Here is a 17,506-nt window from a genome sequence, read left to right on the forward strand (position 1 = left end):
CAGCGTTTTCGCTAAATCCGGGACAGGGATTTCGCTAATTCCCGGACAGCGATTTCGGTAAATCCCGGACAGTCTTCTCGGCGACAAAAGATCGACTTTCGCCCGCGCCGTCTTTGTCGTATCCATCCGAGCAGGGCCGCAGGATTTTGAGCGCCGCGCGTGGTAACGTGGGTTCATGGAGATCGATGAGGACAAGATCGACGATGCGGTTTTGGCGCTGCTATGGCTGACGCTGCATAACGAACGCTGTGCCTGGAAGGGCTTCGACTGGGCAACGACGGATCGGCTTCACAAGAAGGGCTTGATCGGCGACCCAGTCAACAAGTCGAAGTCATTGATCCTGACCGATGAAGGCTTGGCGCGTTCGGAAGCATTGTTCCGGGAGCTGTTTACGCGACCGCCGCAATAGCCGTCCCTTTGTGTGTCTTCCATTGCCACGGCAGCAGTTCGTGCAGGCGGGAGACGGGAAGATCGGCGATGCGGCTAAACACATCGGCGAGCCACGCCTTTGGGTCGACGTCGTTGAGACGGCAAGTCGTGATGACGGAGAGCATGATGGCGGCACGATCGGCCCCACGCTGGGAGCCGGCGAAGGTCCAGTTTCGACGCCCGAGGGCAATTCCTCTCAGCGCGCGCTCGGCCGCATTGTTCGTGAGACAAATCCGGCCATCGTCGAGGAAACGGGCAAAGCCATCCCAGCGCTTCAGCATGTAATCGATCGGCTCGATCACCTCGGACGATTTGCTGAGCGAGGCGCGCTCCCGTTTCAGCCACGCGTGCATGTCATCGAACAGCGGCTTGCTCTTTTCCTGCCGCGCGGCCAGTCGTTCTGCGGCGCTCAATCCATTGATGTCGCGCTCGATCTCAAACAGCGCGTCGTACCGTTGGACGGCCTCCAATGCGATCGGCGAGATTGGCTTGCCCTTGCGCTTGCGGTCGCGGGCATTTTTCTGGATGTCGGCCAGTTCAAAGAATTTGCGCCGCGCGTGCGCATGACAAAAGGCGAAGGTGATCGGCACCGCTTTCTTTTCGGCGACACTGAGCGGCTCGAAGCCATTGTAACAATCACTCTGCAGAATGCCGCCATACGCGGCCAGGTGCTTCTGCGGATGCTCGCCGCGGCGGTCGCTCGACGCATAGTATATGGCCGCCGGCGCTGCCGCGCCGCCGTAGGGCCGGTCATCGCACACGTACGTCCATATTCGCCCGGTCGTGCATTTGTCTTTGGCCTGGATGGGAATGGTGGTGTCGTCGCCAAAAAGCCGCTCTACCGCGAAGACATGCGTTTCGATCAGATCAAAGATCGGCAGGAGCGCGGTACCGTTCCATACCCGACCTGGTCGGCCAACGTCGAGGTCGAAAGCTCGATGCCCTCGCATTTGAACCGGGTGCTCTGGCGGTTGAGCGGGCTATGCATGCCGAACTTATCGAACAGGATCGTCGCCAGCAGATGAGGACCGATAAAGCCGCGTGGCGTGGCATGGAAGGGTGCCGGCGCCTGGCTGATCTTCTCGCAGTCCCGGCAGCTAAATTTCTCGCGTACGGTTTCGATCACCTTGAACCGGCGCGGAACCTCCTCGAGCGTCTCGGTGACGTCCTCGCCCAGTTTCGACAGGCGCGAGCCACCGCAGCAGGCACAGGTGGTCGGGGGATCGATCACCACGCGCTCGCGTTCGATATCCTCCGGCCACGGCTTTCTCAGCGGCCGTTTGCGCGTGAACGAACGCACGCTCGCGGTCTTGGCGGCAGCCGCTTGCGCTGCGGCTTCATCCTCCGACGCCGCCATTACCAGCTCTTCGAGCTGCAATTCCATCTGGTCGATCAGGCGCGCCGTGCGCTCGGAACCCCGGCCGCGCAGCTCGCGCTTCAGCTTCTCGATCGCCAGTTCCAGACTGGCGATCAAAGCCTCGCTGTCCGACAACATGGCCTGCGCATTGGCGGCTTGCGCCACCGCAATGTCCCGTTCAGCGACGACGGTGTCGCGCTCGGCGACAACGACATCACGTTCAGCCTGTAACATCTCACGCTCGGAAAGCAGCGCCAGATAGGCGCTCGCAAAGTCCGCAGGAAGATCCACAGGCTTCGAAGTCATGAAGCCATTCGATCAGATTCATTCAATATTTTCAATGCAATAATGCTATCCGATCCGTGTCGGACGCCAGGTTTCCTGCGGATTGCGCCAGTCGATCCCGGACAACAAATAGGACAGTTGCGCCGGTGAGATCGCGACCGCCCCGCCCTCCATATTCGGCCAGATAAACCGGCCCTTCTCCAGCCGCCGGGTAAAAAGGCAGGCGCCCAGACCATCATGCCAGATGATCTTCAAAATATCCGATCTGCGGCCCCTGAAGACGAAGAGATGCCCTGACAACGGATCATGCTGCAGAACCTCCTGCACCCGAAGCGCCAGAGAGGGAAAGCCACAGCGCATGTCCGTATAGCCCGTCGAAAGCCAGACCTTGACCCCTGTTCCCATCGGAAACGGATTCACCGCAGCGCCTCCAGTCCGCGCATGATCCGAAGCAGCGCTTCAACGTCGACATCGCGGTCCACGATCACACGACGACCGTTGGCGCTGACAACCTCCATCCGGCCGGCGTTCGGCAACGACCCTGCTACCGGCTCTACCTCTGGGACAAGCAGCGCCGGCACAAAGCCGCCCACAGGCGACGCAACATCCAGTTGCCACGCTCGTGCGAGCCGGCGCCATTCATATAACTGCGAACGCGATATTCCATGTCGCCGCGCCGTCGTCGCACACAAGCCAGGTTCCGAATAGCTCTCCGCGACAATCTGCAGCTTCATCTCTTTGCTGAAGCGTCGCCGCCGGCCGCCATCGATAATCTCAAGTCGTTCCATTCCGCACTGTCCGTATTGACGTCAATAAGGACAGTCAGTGCCAAATCCGACAATTCCTACAAGGCGACCCACCTCGGACGCGTACTCTTTGTCATTCTGCACCTCGATTTGAACGAGGTGGGGTGAATGGCGAGACGGAAGCAGGCGAGACTTACGAGTGTGAAGGACATTCGATCGATTTTGAGACTGGCGCACGAACAAGGGCTTTCTGTTCGTGCGATATCGGAACGGCTGAAGATCAGCAAAACGACCGTGTCGACCTACCTTCTGCGGGCTCGGGAAGAGGGTCTGTCATGCTGGCCCCTGCCGCCCGGCCTTGATGACGACGCCGTTTTGCAGCGTCGCCTGTTCCACCGCCGCGGGCGGCCGCCGCAGGATCTGGATGAGCCCAGTTGGGCGAACATCGCCAGCGAGCTGAAGCGCAAAGGGGTGACGCTGACACTGCTATGGCAGGAATATCGGGAGCGGCACCCGAATGGCTATGGATACACATGGTTCTGCGAGCGGTTTGCCGTTTTCGAACAGCGAACCAATGCGACTTTCCGCAATCGCCACACCGCCGGCGCGGCGATACAGACCGATTATGCCGGACAGACCGTGCCCATCATCGATCCTCTAAGCGGCGAGATCCGGCCGGCGCAGATCTTAGTCGCGGTGCTGCCGGCGTCGCTCTTGACCTTTGTCTATGCGAGCTTCAGCCAGAGGCTGCCGGACTGGATCGAGGGCCAGCAACGGGCGCTGAGCTTCTTCGGCGGCGTGCCGAAAGCCATCGTCTGCGACAATTTGAAGGCGGGCGTTGCCAAGCCCTTGTGGTTCGAGCCGACGATCAACGCGACGTTTGCGGCCTTCGCCGAGCATTACGACACAACGGTCCTGCCTGCTCGTCCAAAACGGCCAAAGGCCAAGGAGCAGACATCACGATGCACCTTGTTGGATTTGTTGAGCGTCCATTAACCGGGGTTGGCGGCTACCATAGCGGCCGCCGACGCCTTTTGCGAGTCGGACGTTGCCCGGTGGCTCATACAGGTAGCGGTGGTTGGTAGCGTAGCGATGGCGCTTGAGAACACCATCACGTCCGAGTTGATGTATGGTTGTGGCGCTTACGCCAAATCGACGAGCCACTTCCTCTAGCATGCCGCTCTCGCGCAACCGTTCGAACCGGGTCTTCAGCCCATAGGCACGACGCACGAGCATCACTTTCTTCAAGGTAAAAGCCTCACCGCGCCAGTTACGATGCCCGAGTGCGTTGAGACGACTGGCAATCTGCTGGTCGTTGTCGGTCTCCAGCAGTTCGTTGATCAGTGCCACAACCGCTTCCGGGGTCTTGCGGATCACGGCCATGGGCCGGGGACGAGCTACTGCCAGGCTTTGCGTGCGACCTCCGCGCCAGCGTATGTGCATGTTGATCTTCTCGTCGACCAGCAGTGTCACGTCTTCGATGAGGAGACCAAGCATGCGTTTACGCTCGACCGGGCTCGTGCGCTCGTTGTTCCAGATGCGCGGAAAATCTGCGGCCAGCGCTCGGATCCGTTCCTGCATAGCGCCGTCCAGCAATGACTGGTCTGTCTCGTTCTGACGCTCATGTTCGCGCTGAAGCGTATCGAGGTCGCGAAGCTTGCCATTCCAGTCCGCTTCGAGTGCGTCGGCAACCAAGCGGTTGTCGGGATCGACCTTCAGATAGCGGCGGCGTGCGAGTTCAGCCTCATACCGGGCGCGCTGTAACTGCTTGTCGCGCAGCGAGGCGGCTTGTTCGACACGTTGCGAGATCTCCTCCTGCACCGCAAGTGCGACCTCTATCGCCGTGGGTGCCATTGCTTCGAGCAGCAACGCGCTGACCGCTTCATCGATCGCTGGTCCTCTTGCCCATTGGCAAGCCTTGCCCGCGTGGCGCACGACGGCCTCGTTGCAGATGTAATAGGGACGAAGCTTGCCCTCGAACTGTTCATAATGGACCCGCATGCGGGCGCCGCAACGACCGCACAAAACTCTTCCTTGCAATAAGCCGTTGCCCTGGCGAGGCATACGACCCCGCAGGCCCGGAGAAAAACCGACTGCATTTTGTTCGAGACTTGTTTGATTGCGCTCGAACTCGTCCCACGAGATGTAGCCTTCATGGGCCTGAGGGATGAGCACCTGCCAGTCGGACCTCGGCATCTTCTGCTGTACGGACTTAAGCTTGGCATTATAGACCGTGCGGGTGCGTCCGTATGCGAAAGCACCAGCGTATCGTGGATTGTGCAAAATCTGGATCACGCGAGAATGGTCGATCGCGCTCCACAGCACGTCGCCCTTGCCGATGCCGCGACGGACACGCCGGGGAAACAGGATCTTCTCGCTGCGCAGGCGGCGCACGACCGCACAGGCTGTGCCCACCTCCCGGAAGGTATCGAACAGCATGCGCACCGTGTCCTGGATCTGGCGATCCGGATCGAGCACCACGCGCATATCAGGCGTGTAGACCAGTCCGATCGGCAACGGCAACTCGAGCTCGCCACGACGCGCCTTGTTGAGAATGCCGCCTTGCAGTCGAGACTTCAGGATGTGCAGTTCGGCCTCGCTCATCGTGCCCTTCAGGCCGAGCAGCATACGATCGTTGAACGACGCCGCGTCGTAAACGCCATCTTCGTCCATGATGAGCGTGCGCGACATGGCGGCCAGTTCCAGAAGGCGATGCCAGTCCGCATTGTTGCGAGCCAGGCGAGACACTTCCAGCCCCAGCACGATCCCTGCGTGCCCCATCGCGACCTCGCTCACCAAGCGCTGAAATCCGTCGCGGTCCTGCGACTGTGCACCGGAAAGGCCGAGGTCGTTGTCGATGACGTGGACACGCTCAATCGGCCAACCCAGCGCCACCGCGCGGTCCCGCAGTGCATATTGCCGCTTCGTGCTCTCGGTGTTCTCAAACACCTGACGAAGGGAGGACTGGCGGACGTAGAGAAACGCATCGCGCCGCAGGTGATCGGCGCTAATCTTCATGGCATTATCAGTAGACATGGCTTCCTCCTGTCTCTGCTGCCAGCACCATATTGGCGAGCATGTGCACGAGCTGGCGATCGTGCGCGACCAGTGAAGTTGTCTTGAGCCGAGGCGTCGACTGCTGTCGCGCTATCGCGGATTGATGTGGTGCGATCAGTACTGCCAGGCCGCGCCACAGTCCGTGGAAGACGATGGCGCCCATGCGCCTCGCGCAAGCCGTACCGCAAATAACATCGGCGCGGAGCGCTTCGTAAACATCCTTGCCGTTCTCCGACATGGCGATTGCGTGCGTCGGCTCTTCATCGTTTTTTTTTACGCGCCACCGCGCGTTCGATGCTGCGAGGATGGACGCTGATGCCCAGTCTCGCATGCACTAGGTCCGCCAGAGAACGGGCCTGCAGTTGGCCGTTCGCATCGAGATGCTCCTCGACGAGACGCATCACCTCGCCAGTAAGCTTGTGGGCTGACTTCGGCCCGCGGGTGCGCGGCAAGAGGCCGGACATGCCATCGCGCTCGAACGCGGCCTCCGCTTGATAGTAGGTCTGCCGAGACAGCCCGAAAAGCGCGGCCGCATCCGCTTTGTTGGTGCCGTCTTCGCGGGCGTGCCGAAGCATCTCATACTTCACTTGCACGAGATCGAGTGGATCAAAGAAACCTGCTTCCCGGAACCAGGGGGCGCGGACGCCCTCGGGCTTGGGGTTCAGAGCGCCCATCTGGCGCAGGCGATCGGGCTTGCTTTCTTTGGTCATGGGAGCCTCCCTGTGTAATGCACATTATGCCGCACTTTGCTCACACGTCAATCAAATTATATCTCAAATACCGCCGAAACCCATGTAACATCGAGCCTTACCTATTGCTTGGACGATCAATGACATCGCGTCTCGGCATAATTAGGCTTACATATGCGGCGTAATTTACTTGACGCTTCGTCATTCTTCCTGGCGGCGCTTAATGTGATCAATCAACGACGCCAGCGCCGACAGATCGTCTGGGCGGGAGAAGGACCGACCTGCAGCAACCTGACTGAACAAGTCGGCCTCATTGACATCGGTCCACGAGGCCGGAAGCGAACGCAACCGTCCTTAGGCGTCGTAGAACATGACGCGGTCTTCGCCCCAGTTCTGTTTGCGTGTCGACAGCACGAAGCGCTGTCCGCGCCACGGATGGAACGGGTGCGTAACCTCGAACTCTATGCGGGCTTGAGTGTCAGTACGAACTGCAGTCCTGGACTTGAAAGAAGGCAAAGGTGGAAGGCAGCGTTCTCATCGTCGAGCGCTGGATCCTGGCGCGGCTGCGCAACGAGCACTTCTTCAGCCTTGCCGACCTCAACATCCGGATCAGCCAGCTTCTCGACGATCTCAACAATCGGACCGATGCGCCGCATCGGCAAGTCCCGGCGTCAGCTCTTCGAGGAAATCGAACGTGCGGCACTTGCGCCGCTTCCGGCAACCGCCTTCGAATATGCCGAATGGAAATCGGCGAAGGTCCATCCCGACTACCATGTCGAGGTCGATAAGGCCTTCTACTCTGTGCCGCATCGCCTGATCGGCCGGCAGGTCGAGGTTCGCTTGACCTCCCGGATCGTCGAAGTCTTCCACGATCACAAGCGTGTCGCCAGCCACCGCCGCACCTCGCAGCGCGCCGGGCACGTCACCGTCAGCGAGCACATGCCGAAGACGCATCAGCACTATGCCAACACCACGCCGGCGAGCCTGATCAAGCAGGCCGCGAAGGTCGGCGGCAATACGGCGATTCTGGTCGAGCGGCTGATGCGCGACAGGCCGCATCCGCAACAGGGATACCGCGCCGCGCAGGGCGTTCTGTCACTCTCGCGTCGCTACGGCCCCGAGCGTCTCGAGGCGGCATGCGAACGGGCGCTGACGATCAATGCGCTCAGCTATTCCTCCGTCAGCACCATCCTCAAATCCGGCCTCGATCAGGCTCCGCCCGCCGCCGAGCCGGTTAAGCCCGCTCCTCCACACAACAACATCCGCGGCAGCTCCTATTACCAGTGAAGAAAGGAAGCCTCTCAATGCTCACTCATCCAACCCTCGACCAGATGCTCGCTCTCGGCCTGTCCGGCATGGCGACAGCTTATCGCGAACTGAGCGACCAGCCGCAGGGCAACGATCTCAGCCGCGATGAATGGCTCGGCCTGATGCTCGACCGGGAGATCGCCGTTCGTGCCGACAAGCGCCTGACCAATCGGCTGGTAACTGCCAAACTGCGCTTCCCCGACGCCTGTATCGAGAACGACTTCGCCGCAACACGGGGGCTCGACCGTCGGCAAATCCTCTCGCTCGCGCAAGGAGCATGGCTCAAAGCCCATGAACATCTGATCCTCACCGGACAAACGGGAACAGGCAAAACCTGGCTCGCCTGCGCCATCGGACGACAGGCCGCGCGGCTCGACTATTCCGTTCTCTATGTCCGCATGCCCAGGCTCTTCGAGGATCTGGCGCTCGCCCGTCTCGACGGCCGCTTCCCACGACTGGTCGACAAGCTCGCCCGCGTCCAACTGCTGATCCTCGACGATTGGGGCACGCATGCCCTCACCGATCAGCAGCGGCTGGATCTCCTGGAAATCTTTGAAGAGCGCTATCGCAGGAAATCGACCCTCATCACTGCGCAACTGCCGGTCCCCCAATGGCATGAGATGATCGGCGAGCCGACGATCGCCGACGCTATTCTCGATCGCATCGTTCACAACGCCCATCGAATTGCCCTCGAAGGCGACAGCATGCGAAAGCCAAAATCACGGCCGCTCTTGACCACAACGCAAAACGACGAAATCAATAGCCGCTGACATCAACCAGGCGGACGAAAGTCGATCCCGTGAAACTGTCCGGGAATTAATGAAACGACTGTCCGCAATTTACCGGAATCGGTGTCCCGTTAATCCGAAATCCGCAGGCGACGAAGTTGCGCAGGAGAATACCCGGGGTCCGAAACTTGAATCCCAGGGCTTGGTGAAGCGCTGCATGATCGGCGAGGAGCTGGCTCAGCATGGCAGCTCTCGGAGCATGTCGCAGCCTATCTGGCGGAACGCTCGATGCTCGGCTTCAGGGCAGCGGCCCCGACGCTCGGCTGCTGAGGTCCTTTGCAGGTTTCGCCGACGAGTAGGACTGCGGCACACTGACCAACGACCTTGTCATCCGCTGGACAAAGGAGCGGTCGCGCATCAGTCTCCCCTTCACCTGGGCTGGACGGCTGGCAGTCGTGAAGCCTTTTGCGGCCTACATGACGCGCCTGGATCCGGCGACAGAGTTTCCAGAAACGCAGATATTCGGAAAGTCGCGGCGGAGACTGACGCCCCATATCTATACCGACGACGAGATCCTCGGCCTAATGGCCGCGGCCCGCGCGCTCCAATCGCAGGGTGAACTGCGATCGGTCGTGTTCGAGGCGTTGATCGGATTGATCGCCGCAACCGGCCTGCGCATTTCGGAGGCGATCAACCTGCGCTGCTGCGATGTCGATATCGAAGCCTGCTGTGCAACGGTGCGCATGACCAAGTTCCGCAAGTCTCGGCATGTGCCGTTTCATCTGTCGGTTGCCAACGCGCTTGGTTCATATCTGCATATTCGAGAGCGTTTCGTCAGGCTGGAGGAGGAGCAAGCTTTCTTCACCATCGCAAGTGGGCAACGCCTCAACAAGCGAACCGTTTACGGCGTCTTTCAACGACTTCGCCTCGCAGCCGGAATCGTGCCGCGCGGTTCCTATCCCCACGTTCGCATTCATGATCTGAGGCACACCTTCATCTGCCGCCGGCTGGAGCGCTGGCAAGCAGACGGATGCGACATCGACAACGCCATCGCGGCGCTCTCGACCTATGTCGGTCATACCAAAGTGTCAGACACCTATTGGTACATGACTGGCATCCCCGATCTGATGGCTATCGCCGGATCGCGTTTCGAAGGCTTCGCCCTCGGGGAGGACGCCCATGTCTGATCGCAAGGCGCCGTCCCTCTCTAACCTCGTCCAGCGCTTCTTTCTCGAGCATCTTGGCCAACACCGTGCCGTCAGTCGTCAGACGGTTGCAGCCTATCGCGATACGCTGAGGCTGCTCCTGGGATTTGCCGCACAGCGACTGCACCGAACACCAAGCGCGATTGCGCTGTTGGACCTCGACGCGCCGTTGCTCCTGGCGTTTCTTGATCATCTCGAGAACGAACGTGGCAACAGCGTGCGAAGTCGCAATGCGCGCCTCGCGGCAATACGGACTTTCCTAAAATACGCTGGACACCACGACATCGATGCTCTGGCCACCATCGAACGGGCGCTCGCAATCCCGCAAAAGCGATTTGACCGGCCCATGGTCGGCTTTCTGTCGAGAGATGAGATCCGCACCATCATCGAGGCCCCGGACGCTAGAACTTGGGCTGGCCAGAGGGACCGCGCCATGTTCAGCACCCTTTACAATACAGGCGCGCGTGTTTCCGAGATGATCGGCGTGCGCTGGGGCGATGTCGTGCTCGAAGGACAACCGGCTGTCCATTTACATGGCAAAGGTCGCAAGGATCGATCAGTACCGCTGTGGCGAACAACGGCTTCGCTGCTTCGTAGCTGGCGTCGGCGGCTCGGTGAGCCGCCTGCCGATGCGATGCTTCTTCCAAACCGCAGTGGTGGCCGGATGACACGCTCGAACGTGACGCAAAGGCTACAGCTTGCGGTCGAAGTGGCTGGGTGCAGGCACCCGGCGCTCATCGGTCGAGCAGTAACGCCGCACGTTATCCGCCACACGACGGCGATGCATCTGCTGCAGTCCGGCGTGGATATCACCGTCATCGCCCTCTGGCTCGGTCACGAGGACACTGCAACGACGCACATGTACGTTGAAGCCGACCTCACGATGAAAGAGCAGGCGCTGATGAAGCTGCAGCCCGCCGGCGCCTCTGCCGCACGCTTCCGAGCTTCCGACGAACTGATGACCTTTCTACAGTCGCTCTGATTATGTTGAGATCGTTGTGGCGGACACGGCCGCCGTGCTGCTTCCGCCACGATACCTGCGCATAATCCCAAGCTTCGCATAATTTCTTTTATGCAAAGATTTGCATAACGGGAAAAATTGGCTCTTCGCTGGCGCCGACACCGGCGCGGAGACCCTGGCACGGGCCATGACAATCATCGAGACAGCAAAAATGAACGGCATCGATCCGCAGGCCTACCTGGCCGACGTGCTCGACCGTATCCATGATCACAATGCGCGGCGACAAACAAGGTGAGATTCGTATTGCCTCACCCAAGAGTGTTCCCAAAGAACAATGCCGTTGCCTCACTCGGATGTTCTCGATTGCCTCACTGGTTGTTCCCGAGATCCAGCCTCTCCGATCCTCTATCGCTCGGTAATGATCTCATTGCGCGATCGCTACAATTTCCGTCTGCCGCGCGGCGTCGGCGAATGGCCCGAACACCAACGCATTGGCTTGCGCACTGCGCCAGATCTTCATTCGACGCTGCAGGGTCCGAATGAGGCCGTCGGGATACACGCCGGGGTATTTGACCTGCAAGCGTTCAAGCAACTCTCGTGAAGTTCGCCAAGGCTCAGCCTCGAACCATTCCTCGAGCTCGGCAGTGACGGCGAGGAGAGGATCGGGCCTCCGCCGCTCTCGCTTGGCCGCTGGCTTGGCGCGGGCGGTCGGTTTCACTTCACCACCACGCCAAGCAATCCGTAACCCGGACAGAAAGTCTTCGAGCGGCAATGCCTCGCCGTCGGTGGCAGGGGGAGCCATCAGGCTTGTCAGCAATTTCGACCAATCTCTCTTGTGCCAGGCGTATGTCGCGGAGCAGCCGAACCGGATCGAGCGTCAGGTACATCGCCTTGAGGCGAAGGCGTGTATCCTCCGGCGTGCGTGCATCGTCAAGCAGCCGCTGATAGGGTGTGGCAGGGCGATGATACAGAGGTGGCTCGGTTTGTTTGGACAGGTCTTCCCGGTTTTTAAGTGGAATCCTGCCTGTGGTTAAGCCGCTTCGGGCAGCGGTGTCGGGGTTAAGTAGGCCTCATCCGGAGTCTTGCCGTCAAGGCTCGAATGTGGCCGTCTCTGATTGTAGAAGTCGAGATACTTTCCGATCGATGCACGGGCCTGGCGGACGCTGTCGTAGGCCTTGAGGTAGACCTCTTCGTATTTCACCTATAGCGCGACATCGCAGATGACATAGCGAGCGACATCGCTGGTGACTGATTCTACGGCCACATTTAGGTAGTGACTGATCCGTTTCTTTTGATCAAGAGCGATGTCGCTGATCGATGTCGCTGGCGCTGGTGGCCACTGTCGCTGAGTGCCGTTGCTCTGTGGCTGTTCGGCGTCGGAAGCTTTCGACATTCATCTCGAAGATGGTTGCATGGTGCACGAGCCTGTCGATGGCGGCGATGGTCATGGCTTTGTCGGGAAAGAGGCTATCCCAGGCTCCAAATGGCCGGTTTGCTGTAATCATGATGGATCGCCGTTCGTACCTGGCGGCAATGAGCTCGAACAGCACACTGGTCTCGGCTTGGTCCTTGTGAACGTAGGACAGGTCATCAAGGATGAGCAGATCGAATTTGTCGAGCTTGTCGATGGCGGCTGTCAATGCGAGTTCCTGCCGGGCCGTCTGGAGTTTTTGAACGAGATCGATGGTTCTCGTGAACAAAACCCGCAAGCCTTTTTCGACGAGAGCAGCACCGAGGGCCGCACTCAAGTGGGTCTTGCCTGATCCTGGCGGTCCAAACATAAGGATCGTGCCGCCTTTGGCGAGCCAGGCATCGCCTGCTGCCAGCGCCATGACATGAGCCTTTGAGATCATGGGAACGGCTGCGAAGTCGAAGCTGTCGAGGGTTTTTCCGGCTGGTAGCCGGGCCTCGGCGAGATGACGCTGGATGCGCCGTTGCACGCGCTCGGCCATCTCCAATTCGCAAAGCGTGGCCAACAGCCGTGCGGCCGGCCAGCCTTCGCGGTCGGCCCGTTGAGTGAGTTCAGACCAGAGGCGTGCGAAGGTGGGAAGCCGCAAGTTCGCCAGCATGAGCGGCAGTTTTGCGACATCGACGGATGAGGTGTTCATTGCATTGCTCCTGCTGTGAGAAGGCGGTCATAGTCGGCTGCTGTGGGCAGCACGACCTCGATGTCGGGGACGCTATTGCCGGCGACATCGAAGCGGGATTGCAAGGCGGCCAGATCGGGCAGCTTCCTTGCGTCGAGGATCATCTCCAATGCCAATGCGAGTTCGGCTTCGCATGCGCAGGAATGGGCAAGCCAGAGAAGGCCGACCATGGTTTTGCAGGCGGTGCGCTGATCGAGCCTCTTGTTCATGGCCTGCCAGGTCCGGGCAAAGGCGGCACGGGGAAACAACTGGTCGCGGTAAACGAGATTGGCCAGCGCTTGCGGCTTACGGCGAAGGCTGTGAATGACATGGCGGTAATCGACGACATGTGCGTGTTGGCCGCTCTTGCCACTGGACGGTGGACGTCCGCGCGGCAGGGTAAAGGCATGGCTGGATGCGAGATAACATTCCAGGCGATCGTCGTAGAGCCGGACCCGCAGGCGGTGGCCGATATAGGTGGAGGGGGCGGTATAGAAGACCCTGCGCAAGGTGAAGCCGCCAGACGACGTCACCACAACGACGGCATCATCGTAATCGGTGGTCTTGCGTTGCGGTAACGCCCTGAGATGATCCATCTCGACGGCCAGTTCCTGTCGGCGCAAGGCATTATGCCTGCTGATCTGCTCGGCGACGAAGCGGCGGTAGTCGTCGAGCGTGGCGAAGTCGGCCGAGCCGCGCAACAGCAACGCTTGTTCGAGCCTGTCCTTCAAATGACCATTGCGGCTTTCAATGCTGCCGTTTTCGTGGGCGACGCCGCGGTTGTTGCGGGTCGGCGTCATCTGGTAATGGGCGCAAAGTGCCTCGTAACGCCGGGTCAGGTCCTCTTGCGTCTCGTCGGCACGGTTGGTGAAAGCCGCCGACAACGAATCGCTGCGGTGCTCAATCGGACAAGCACCCAGGCTCCACAATGCGTTCTGCAGGCCGCTGGCCAGAGCAGTAAAACTCTCGCCGCCCAGAACGACTTCACCGTGTTCCCAGCCGCTGTAAACCAGAACGAAGTGGTACAGCCGATGGTCAAGTGGCACGCCGGCAATGGTCACGCCCAGCGACCGGCAGTCGGTAAAGTCTGACATGCCCTGGCGACCGGGTGGATGGTTCTGGCGGAAGATCACTTCCTGTTGCGGCCCATGGGCGGCTTTCCATTCCCGCACGCGCCGCTCAAGAGTGCGCCGTGCCGCTGTCAGCTCGCGCTCGGGGTAGCGCAGGCAAAGGTCACGCAGAATGGTCACCGGACGCAAGTTCGGCGCGCGCTCGAGAAGCGGAACCACCTCGCTTTCCCAGAGATCGGTGAAAGGATCGGGCCGGCCGCCGCCGTGGCCGCGTTGCGCCTTTTTCTCGGAGGGAAGGCGCGGGTCTTTGTCGAGCCGAAAGGCGGTGCTGGCGCTAAAGCCAGACATCGCCGCGGCGGTTTCCCGAGGATGTTTTTTGTTCAATCTCATATACAGTCTCGCTTGCTGATCCGTGATCGGTTTGCCTGGCATCCAGGTCCTCTTCCTCGCAGTTGAAGATCCAGGACTTAAGGCAATCGTCGCGGCCGAAGGCGCGGAAAAATCCGCGCCGCGCGGGGCCAACCTACGGACGGGCTACGCCCATCCTCCGGTCGGCCCCGCGCGTCACCAGCGATGTCGCTGAGTAGTCAAGTGCGATGTCGCGCAGCATTCACCGACCGCCACAGCCGCTCGACGAAGACATTGTCCCGCCAGGCACCCTTGCCGTCCATGCTGATCTTGATCTTGTGGTCGAGCAGCACCTTTGTGAAGTCGTGGCTGGTGAACTGGCTGCCCTGATCCGAGTTGAAGATCTCGGGCTTGCCGTAGCAGGCCAGCGCTTCCTCGAGAGCCTCGACGCATGGCGCAGCGTCCATGGTGATCGACAACCGCCACGACAGAACCTTGCGCGTGAACCAATCGATGATGGCGATCAAATAGCAGAACCCGCGCGCCATCGGGATGTAGGTCAGATCCGTTGCCCAGACCTGGTTGGGCCGATCGACCTTCAGAGCGCGCAGCAAATAGGGATAGATCTTGTGCCCATCGCCGGGTGCTGACGTGCGCGGCTTGCGGTAAAGCGCCGCGATCCCCATGCGTTTCATCAGGGTCCGCACATGCAGTCGGTAGACGTCAAACGCCTTCGCGCGTCAGAAGCTTCTGCAGCATCCGGCTGCCCGCGAACGGGTAGTCCAGATGCAGCTCGTCGATCCGACGCATCAGCGCAAGATCCGCCGGCGACGCCGGTTGTGGCATGTAGTAGACGATGCTGCGACTGATCCCCAAAGCTCGGGCCTGGCGGGTGATGGACAGTTCGTGATCGCGGTCGATCATTTCTTTACGCTCCCCAACAGTCCCGCCTTGGTGAGCGCGCCGGATAAAAAATCGTTCTCCAGCGAAAGCTCCCCGATCTTGGCGTGCAGCGTCTTTACATCCACCGCAGGCTCCGACGGCTTTGATCCCGTGTCGAAGATCGCCGTCATGCCCGCAAGCGCCTGATCTCGCCACGTCGTGATCTGGTTGGCGTGAACGTCGTATTGTTGCGCAAGCTCCGATAACGTCTTCTCCCCCTGGATCGCAGCAAGGGCTACACGCGCCTTGAAGGCTGCGCTGTGGTTTCGGCGGAGCTATGGTCGGAAATGGGTGACGAGGCCGATCAGGCGGCGCGATGGTCAGGGGTCGTCGTTTCGGCGACACCGTCGGTGAATTTGACGCCGGCGATGACCTTTGGCAACTGATTTTCGCCCTTCAGCCGGCGCCAGGTTTTGGCGGCGCTCATGACGAGCTTGAAGACCATGAGCCGTGCTGTGTTGTGGGACAGGCCTCCCTTGGTTCGCACCGTGCGGTGCCTGACGGTGGCGAAGACGCTTTCGATCGGGTTCGAGGTGCGCAGATGGTCCCAGTGTTCGGCCGGGAAGTCGAAGACGGTCAGCAATGCCTCGTGGTCCTTCGTCAGGCAGTTGACGGCCTTGGGATATTTGGCCTTGTATTTGTCGACGAAGACGGCGATCGCGACCTCGGCGGTTGCCCGATCCGGGGCATCGCGGACCTCCCTGAGATCGGCCTTCATGTTCGGCTGCACCGACTTCGGCACCTTGTTGAGGATGTTGAGGAGCTTGTGTTGCCAGCACCGTTGATGGCGGGTCGAAGGGAATATCTCCTCCAGCGCCTTCCAGAAGCCGAGCGCGCCGTCGCCCACGGCAATTTCTGGCGCAATCGAAAGCCCGCGGGCCTTCAGCCCGACGAGCAGCTCGCGCCAGCTCTGGGTGCTTTCGCGCACGCCGACTTGAAAGCCGACAAGTTCCTTCTTGCCTTCCGGCGTCGCGCCGATGACGACCAGCATGCAAGCGGCATCGTCCTCCATGCGTGCCTGAAGATAGACCCCGTCGGCCCAGATGTAGACGTAGCGGCGGGCTGACAGGTCGCGGCGTTGCCAGCGATCATAGTCGGCCTGCCACTCCTCCTTCAGCCGGCCAATCACCGAGGGGGACAGGTTCGGTGCGTCCTTGCCGAGTAAGGCGGCAAGCGCCTCCTGGAAATCGCCGGTCGAGATGCCGCGCAGGTAAAGGACCGGCAGCAGAGCGTCGAGGCTCTTCGTGCGTCGTGCCCACTTCGGCAGGATCGCCGACGTGAAGGTGATGCGATCCTCGCCGCAAGTCTCCAAAGCCCGGTCGCGCAGCTTGACGCGGCGCACCGCAACCGGACCGATCCCCGTCTGGATCGTTCTTTCAGGCCCATGGCCGTGCCGCACCACCCGGTCCCGCCCATCGCTCAGGCGTTCGCTGGCCATGGCCGCAAGAAACGCCTCGGCTTCCGCCTCCACGGCCTGTGCCAGAAGCCGGCGCGCGCCTTCGCGTAGAACCGATGTCAGGGGATCATCGAGCGTCTCGGGATGCGGAAAGGAAACAACAGTGCTATCTGTCTTCATGGCGTATCGCTCTTTCATGAGGTTCTGGCAGGCTTGTCACCCGCCTCGATACGCCGCCCTCATCAAGCCGTCATCACCCAGTTTCCGTCATAGCTCGCCGCGCCGCGGAAACCGGCCAAAGCATGCAGGCAGGCAAGTTCAACATGGGCAAACGGCATGGTGCGCCAAATCGTACTCAGAGACCGATCGAACATCCATGCTGGTACTTCAAGAGATCTGCCAGAGGAAGCGCCGGAAAGGCTGCAACGGAAAACAGCGCCGCCCTTCGCGAGCACCTCATGAATATGAACGAGCCGCCCAAACCAGGGATGCCACGGGTATAAGAGCTCGCGAACTTCAATCCCGTGGGTGTTCCGTTGTCGCGTTGTACAACGAAATCCATCCCCATTCCGCCCTCAAGATGGCTTCCCCTCGGCAGTTCATCAGGGCTAATCAAACTAGCCGATCTGTCCGCTGAAACGGGGAGCACTCCACATGGCCTTAAGCCGCTTCGCCTCGGAGACCTCCATGCCGCACGGGTCAACGTCCTTCGTGGAAGACACAGCGCAGCAGCATCTCGGTCAGTTCGTCGCGACCCTGCGCGCAAGCTTGTTGGATCAGGCAAAGAAGCAGAGTATAATGCCAGGCCGGCTGATCGTCGCTATCCGATGTGGATACGTATTTTCTTGGGAGCCTGTCC

13 protein-coding genes and 7 pseudogenes are annotated in these 17,506 nt (G+C 60.4%); 7 read left to right on the top strand and 13 right to left on the bottom strand.

Going from position 1 to position 17,506, the window contains the following annotated elements; genetic code table 11:
- The first annotated feature begins 175 nt into the window (after positions 1 to 175).
- Positions 176 to 409, top strand: a complete 234-nt coding sequence (locus OVA00_RS10935; protein ID WP_192439505.1) for a DUF6429 family protein — start codon at positions 176 to 178, stop codon at positions 407 to 409.
- On the opposite strand, the gene tnpC is transcribed toward OVA00_RS10935, so the two are convergent.
- The 3 genes from tnpC to tnpA all read right to left on the bottom strand — a co-directional run bounded on the left by tnpC (position 390) and on the right by tnpA (position 2,859).
- Positions 390 to 2,092 (bottom strand): IS66 family transposase gene (gene tnpC, locus OVA00_RS10940; RefSeq protein ID WP_268088846.1). Its coding sequence is split into 2 segments (ribosomal slippage): positions 390 to 1,319 and positions 1,322 to 2,092, totalling 1,701 coding nucleotides; the frame shifts between segments, so codons are not numbered across the junction. The two genes, OVA00_RS10935 and tnpC, sit on opposite strands and share 20 nt — an antisense overlap.
- Before the next feature lie 45 nt (positions 2,093 to 2,137).
- A complete protein-coding gene (gene tnpB, locus OVA00_RS10945) occupies positions 2,138 to 2,491 on the bottom strand; it encodes an IS66 family insertion sequence element accessory protein TnpB (RefSeq protein ID WP_018237843.1) in 354 nt (117 codons plus the stop codon).
- Positions 2,488 to 2,859 (bottom strand): IS66-like element accessory protein TnpA, encoded by a 372-nt coding sequence (gene tnpA, locus OVA00_RS10950; protein WP_250806925.1) that lies wholly within the window; start codon positions 2,857 to 2,859, stop codon positions 2,488 to 2,490. The genes tnpB and tnpA overlap by 4 nt, the downstream gene beginning before the upstream one ends.
- Positions 2,860 to 2,985: 126 nt before the next feature.
- Between tnpA and istA (OVA00_RS10955) the strand changes: the two are divergent.
- Positions 2,986 to 3,792, top strand: a pseudogene (gene istA, locus OVA00_RS10955) (IS21 family transposase); the annotation flags it as partial.
- Here istA (OVA00_RS10955) and OVA00_RS10960 read toward each other — a convergent pair.
- The 4 genes and pseudogenes from OVA00_RS10960 to OVA00_RS10975 all read right to left on the bottom strand — a co-directional run bounded on the left by OVA00_RS10960 (position 3,775) and on the right by OVA00_RS10975 (position 7,028).
- Positions 3,775 to 5,853, bottom strand: coding sequence for a recombinase family protein (locus OVA00_RS10960; RefSeq protein WP_268088637.1), 2,079 nt, complete (start codon positions 5,851 to 5,853; stop codon positions 3,775 to 3,777). The pseudogene istA (OVA00_RS10955) and the gene OVA00_RS10960 overlap by 18 nt on opposite strands.
- A complete protein-coding gene (locus tag OVA00_RS10965; protein WP_013850832.1) occupies positions 5,843 to 6,112 on the bottom strand; it encodes a hypothetical protein in 270 nt (89 codons plus the stop codon). Before OVA00_RS10965 ends, OVA00_RS10960 begins: the two co-directional genes overlap by 11 nt.
- Before the next feature lie 22 nt (positions 6,113 to 6,134).
- Positions 6,135 to 6,584 (bottom strand): helix-turn-helix domain-containing protein, encoded by a 450-nt coding sequence (locus OVA00_RS10970; RefSeq protein WP_018210163.1) that lies wholly within the window; start codon positions 6,582 to 6,584, stop codon positions 6,135 to 6,137.
- Between the two features lie 180 nt (positions 6,585 to 6,764).
- Positions 6,765 to 7,028: pseudogene (locus tag OVA00_RS10975) on the bottom strand (DUF5372 family protein).
- A 44-nt stretch (positions 7,029 to 7,072) separates the two neighbouring features.
- Here OVA00_RS10975 and OVA00_RS10980 point away from each other — a divergent pair.
- From OVA00_RS10980 to OVA00_RS11000, 5 genes and pseudogenes are all read left to right on the top strand, one after another.
- Positions 7,073 to 7,850, top strand: a pseudogene (locus tag OVA00_RS10980) (Mu transposase domain-containing protein); the annotation flags it as partial.
- 17 nt (positions 7,851 to 7,867) lie between these two features.
- A complete protein-coding gene (gene istB, locus OVA00_RS10985; RefSeq protein WP_268088847.1) occupies positions 7,868 to 8,641 on the top strand; it encodes an IS21-like element helper ATPase IstB in 774 nt (257 codons plus the stop codon).
- A 413-nt stretch (positions 8,642 to 9,054) separates the two neighbouring features.
- A complete protein-coding gene (locus tag OVA00_RS10990; RefSeq protein WP_268088848.1) occupies positions 9,055 to 9,786 on the top strand; it encodes a tyrosine-type recombinase/integrase in 732 nt (243 codons plus the stop codon).
- Positions 9,779 to 10,786, top strand: a complete 1,008-nt coding sequence (locus OVA00_RS10995; protein ID WP_268088849.1) for a tyrosine-type recombinase/integrase — start codon at positions 9,779 to 9,781, stop codon at positions 10,784 to 10,786. The genes OVA00_RS10990 and OVA00_RS10995 overlap by 8 nt, the downstream gene beginning before the upstream one ends.
- A 112-nt stretch (positions 10,787 to 10,898) precedes the next feature.
- A pseudogene (locus OVA00_RS11000) lies at positions 10,899 to 11,060 on the top strand (transposase domain-containing protein); the annotation flags it as partial.
- A 129-nt stretch (positions 11,061 to 11,189) separates the two neighbouring features.
- Here the strand turns inward: OVA00_RS11000 and OVA00_RS11005 are convergent.
- The 6 genes and pseudogenes from OVA00_RS11005 to OVA00_RS11030 form a co-directional block, all read right to left on the bottom strand.
- Positions 11,190 to 11,733: pseudogene (locus OVA00_RS11005) on the bottom strand (transposase); the annotation flags it as partial.
- A gap of 62 nt (positions 11,734 to 11,795) precedes the next feature.
- A pseudogene (locus OVA00_RS11010) lies at positions 11,796 to 11,966 on the bottom strand (integrase core domain-containing protein); the annotation flags it as partial.
- Positions 11,967 to 12,060: 94 nt separating this feature from the next.
- Positions 12,061 to 12,873 (bottom strand): IS21-like element helper ATPase IstB, encoded by an 813-nt coding sequence (gene istB / locus OVA00_RS11015; protein WP_268088654.1) that lies wholly within the window; start codon positions 12,871 to 12,873, stop codon positions 12,061 to 12,063.
- Positions 12,870 to 14,393 carry an IS21 family transposase gene (istA, locus tag OVA00_RS11020; protein WP_442780478.1) on the bottom strand — a complete coding sequence of 508 codons (1,524 nt, stop codon included), beginning with the start codon at positions 14,391 to 14,393 and terminating at the stop codon, positions 12,870 to 12,872. Before istA (OVA00_RS11020) ends, istB (OVA00_RS11015) begins: the two co-directional genes overlap by 4 nt.
- 179 nt (positions 14,394 to 14,572) lie before the next feature.
- Positions 14,573 to 15,523 (bottom strand): annotated as a pseudogene (locus tag OVA00_RS11025) (IS3 family transposase); the annotation flags it as partial.
- A 32-nt stretch (positions 15,524 to 15,555) separates the two neighbouring features.
- Positions 15,556 to 16,827 (bottom strand): IS256 family transposase, encoded by a 1,272-nt coding sequence (locus tag OVA00_RS11030; RefSeq protein ID WP_268088860.1) that lies wholly within the window; start codon positions 16,825 to 16,827, stop codon positions 15,556 to 15,558.
- Between the last annotated feature and the right edge of the window lie 679 nt (positions 16,828 to 17,506).

It is taken from the genome of Ensifer sp. SL37 (assembly GCF_026672675.1).
GTDB classification, from domain to species: Bacteria; Pseudomonadota; Alphaproteobacteria; order Rhizobiales; family Rhizobiaceae; genus Ensifer; species Ensifer adhaerens.

Coding starts and splice junctions, on each gene's coding strand:
- OVA00_RS10935 (WP_192439505.1), top strand. CDS start 176: ATGGAGATCGATGAGGACAAGATCGACGATGCGGTTTTGGCGCTGCTA.
- tnpA (WP_250806925.1), bottom strand. CDS start 2,859: ATGGAACGACTTGAGATTATCGATGGCGGCCGGCGGCGACGCTTCAGC.
- OVA00_RS10960 (WP_268088637.1), bottom strand. CDS start 5,853: ATGTCTACTGATAATGCCATGAAGATTAGCGCCGATCACCTGCGGCGC.
- OVA00_RS10965 (WP_013850832.1), bottom strand. CDS start 6,112: ATGTCGGAGAACGGCAAGGATGTTTACGAAGCGCTCCGCGCCGATGTT.
- OVA00_RS10970 (WP_018210163.1), bottom strand. CDS start 6,584: ATGACCAAAGAAAGCAAGCCCGATCGCCTGCGCCAGATGGGCGCTCTG.
- istB (WP_268088847.1), top strand. CDS start 7,868: ATGCTCACTCATCCAACCCTCGACCAGATGCTCGCTCTCGGCCTGTCC.
- OVA00_RS10995 (WP_268088849.1), top strand. CDS start 9,779: ATGTCTGATCGCAAGGCGCCGTCCCTCTCTAACCTCGTCCAGCGCTTC.
- istB (WP_268088654.1), bottom strand. CDS start 12,873: ATGAACACCTCATCCGTCGATGTCGCAAAACTGCCGCTCATGCTGGCG.
- istA (WP_442780478.1), bottom strand. CDS start 14,393: ATGCCAGGCAAACCGATCACGGATCAGCAAGCGAGACTGTATATGAGA.
- OVA00_RS11030 (WP_268088860.1), bottom strand. CDS start 16,827: ATGAAGACAGATAGCACTGTTGTTTCCTTTCCGCATCCCGAGACGCTC.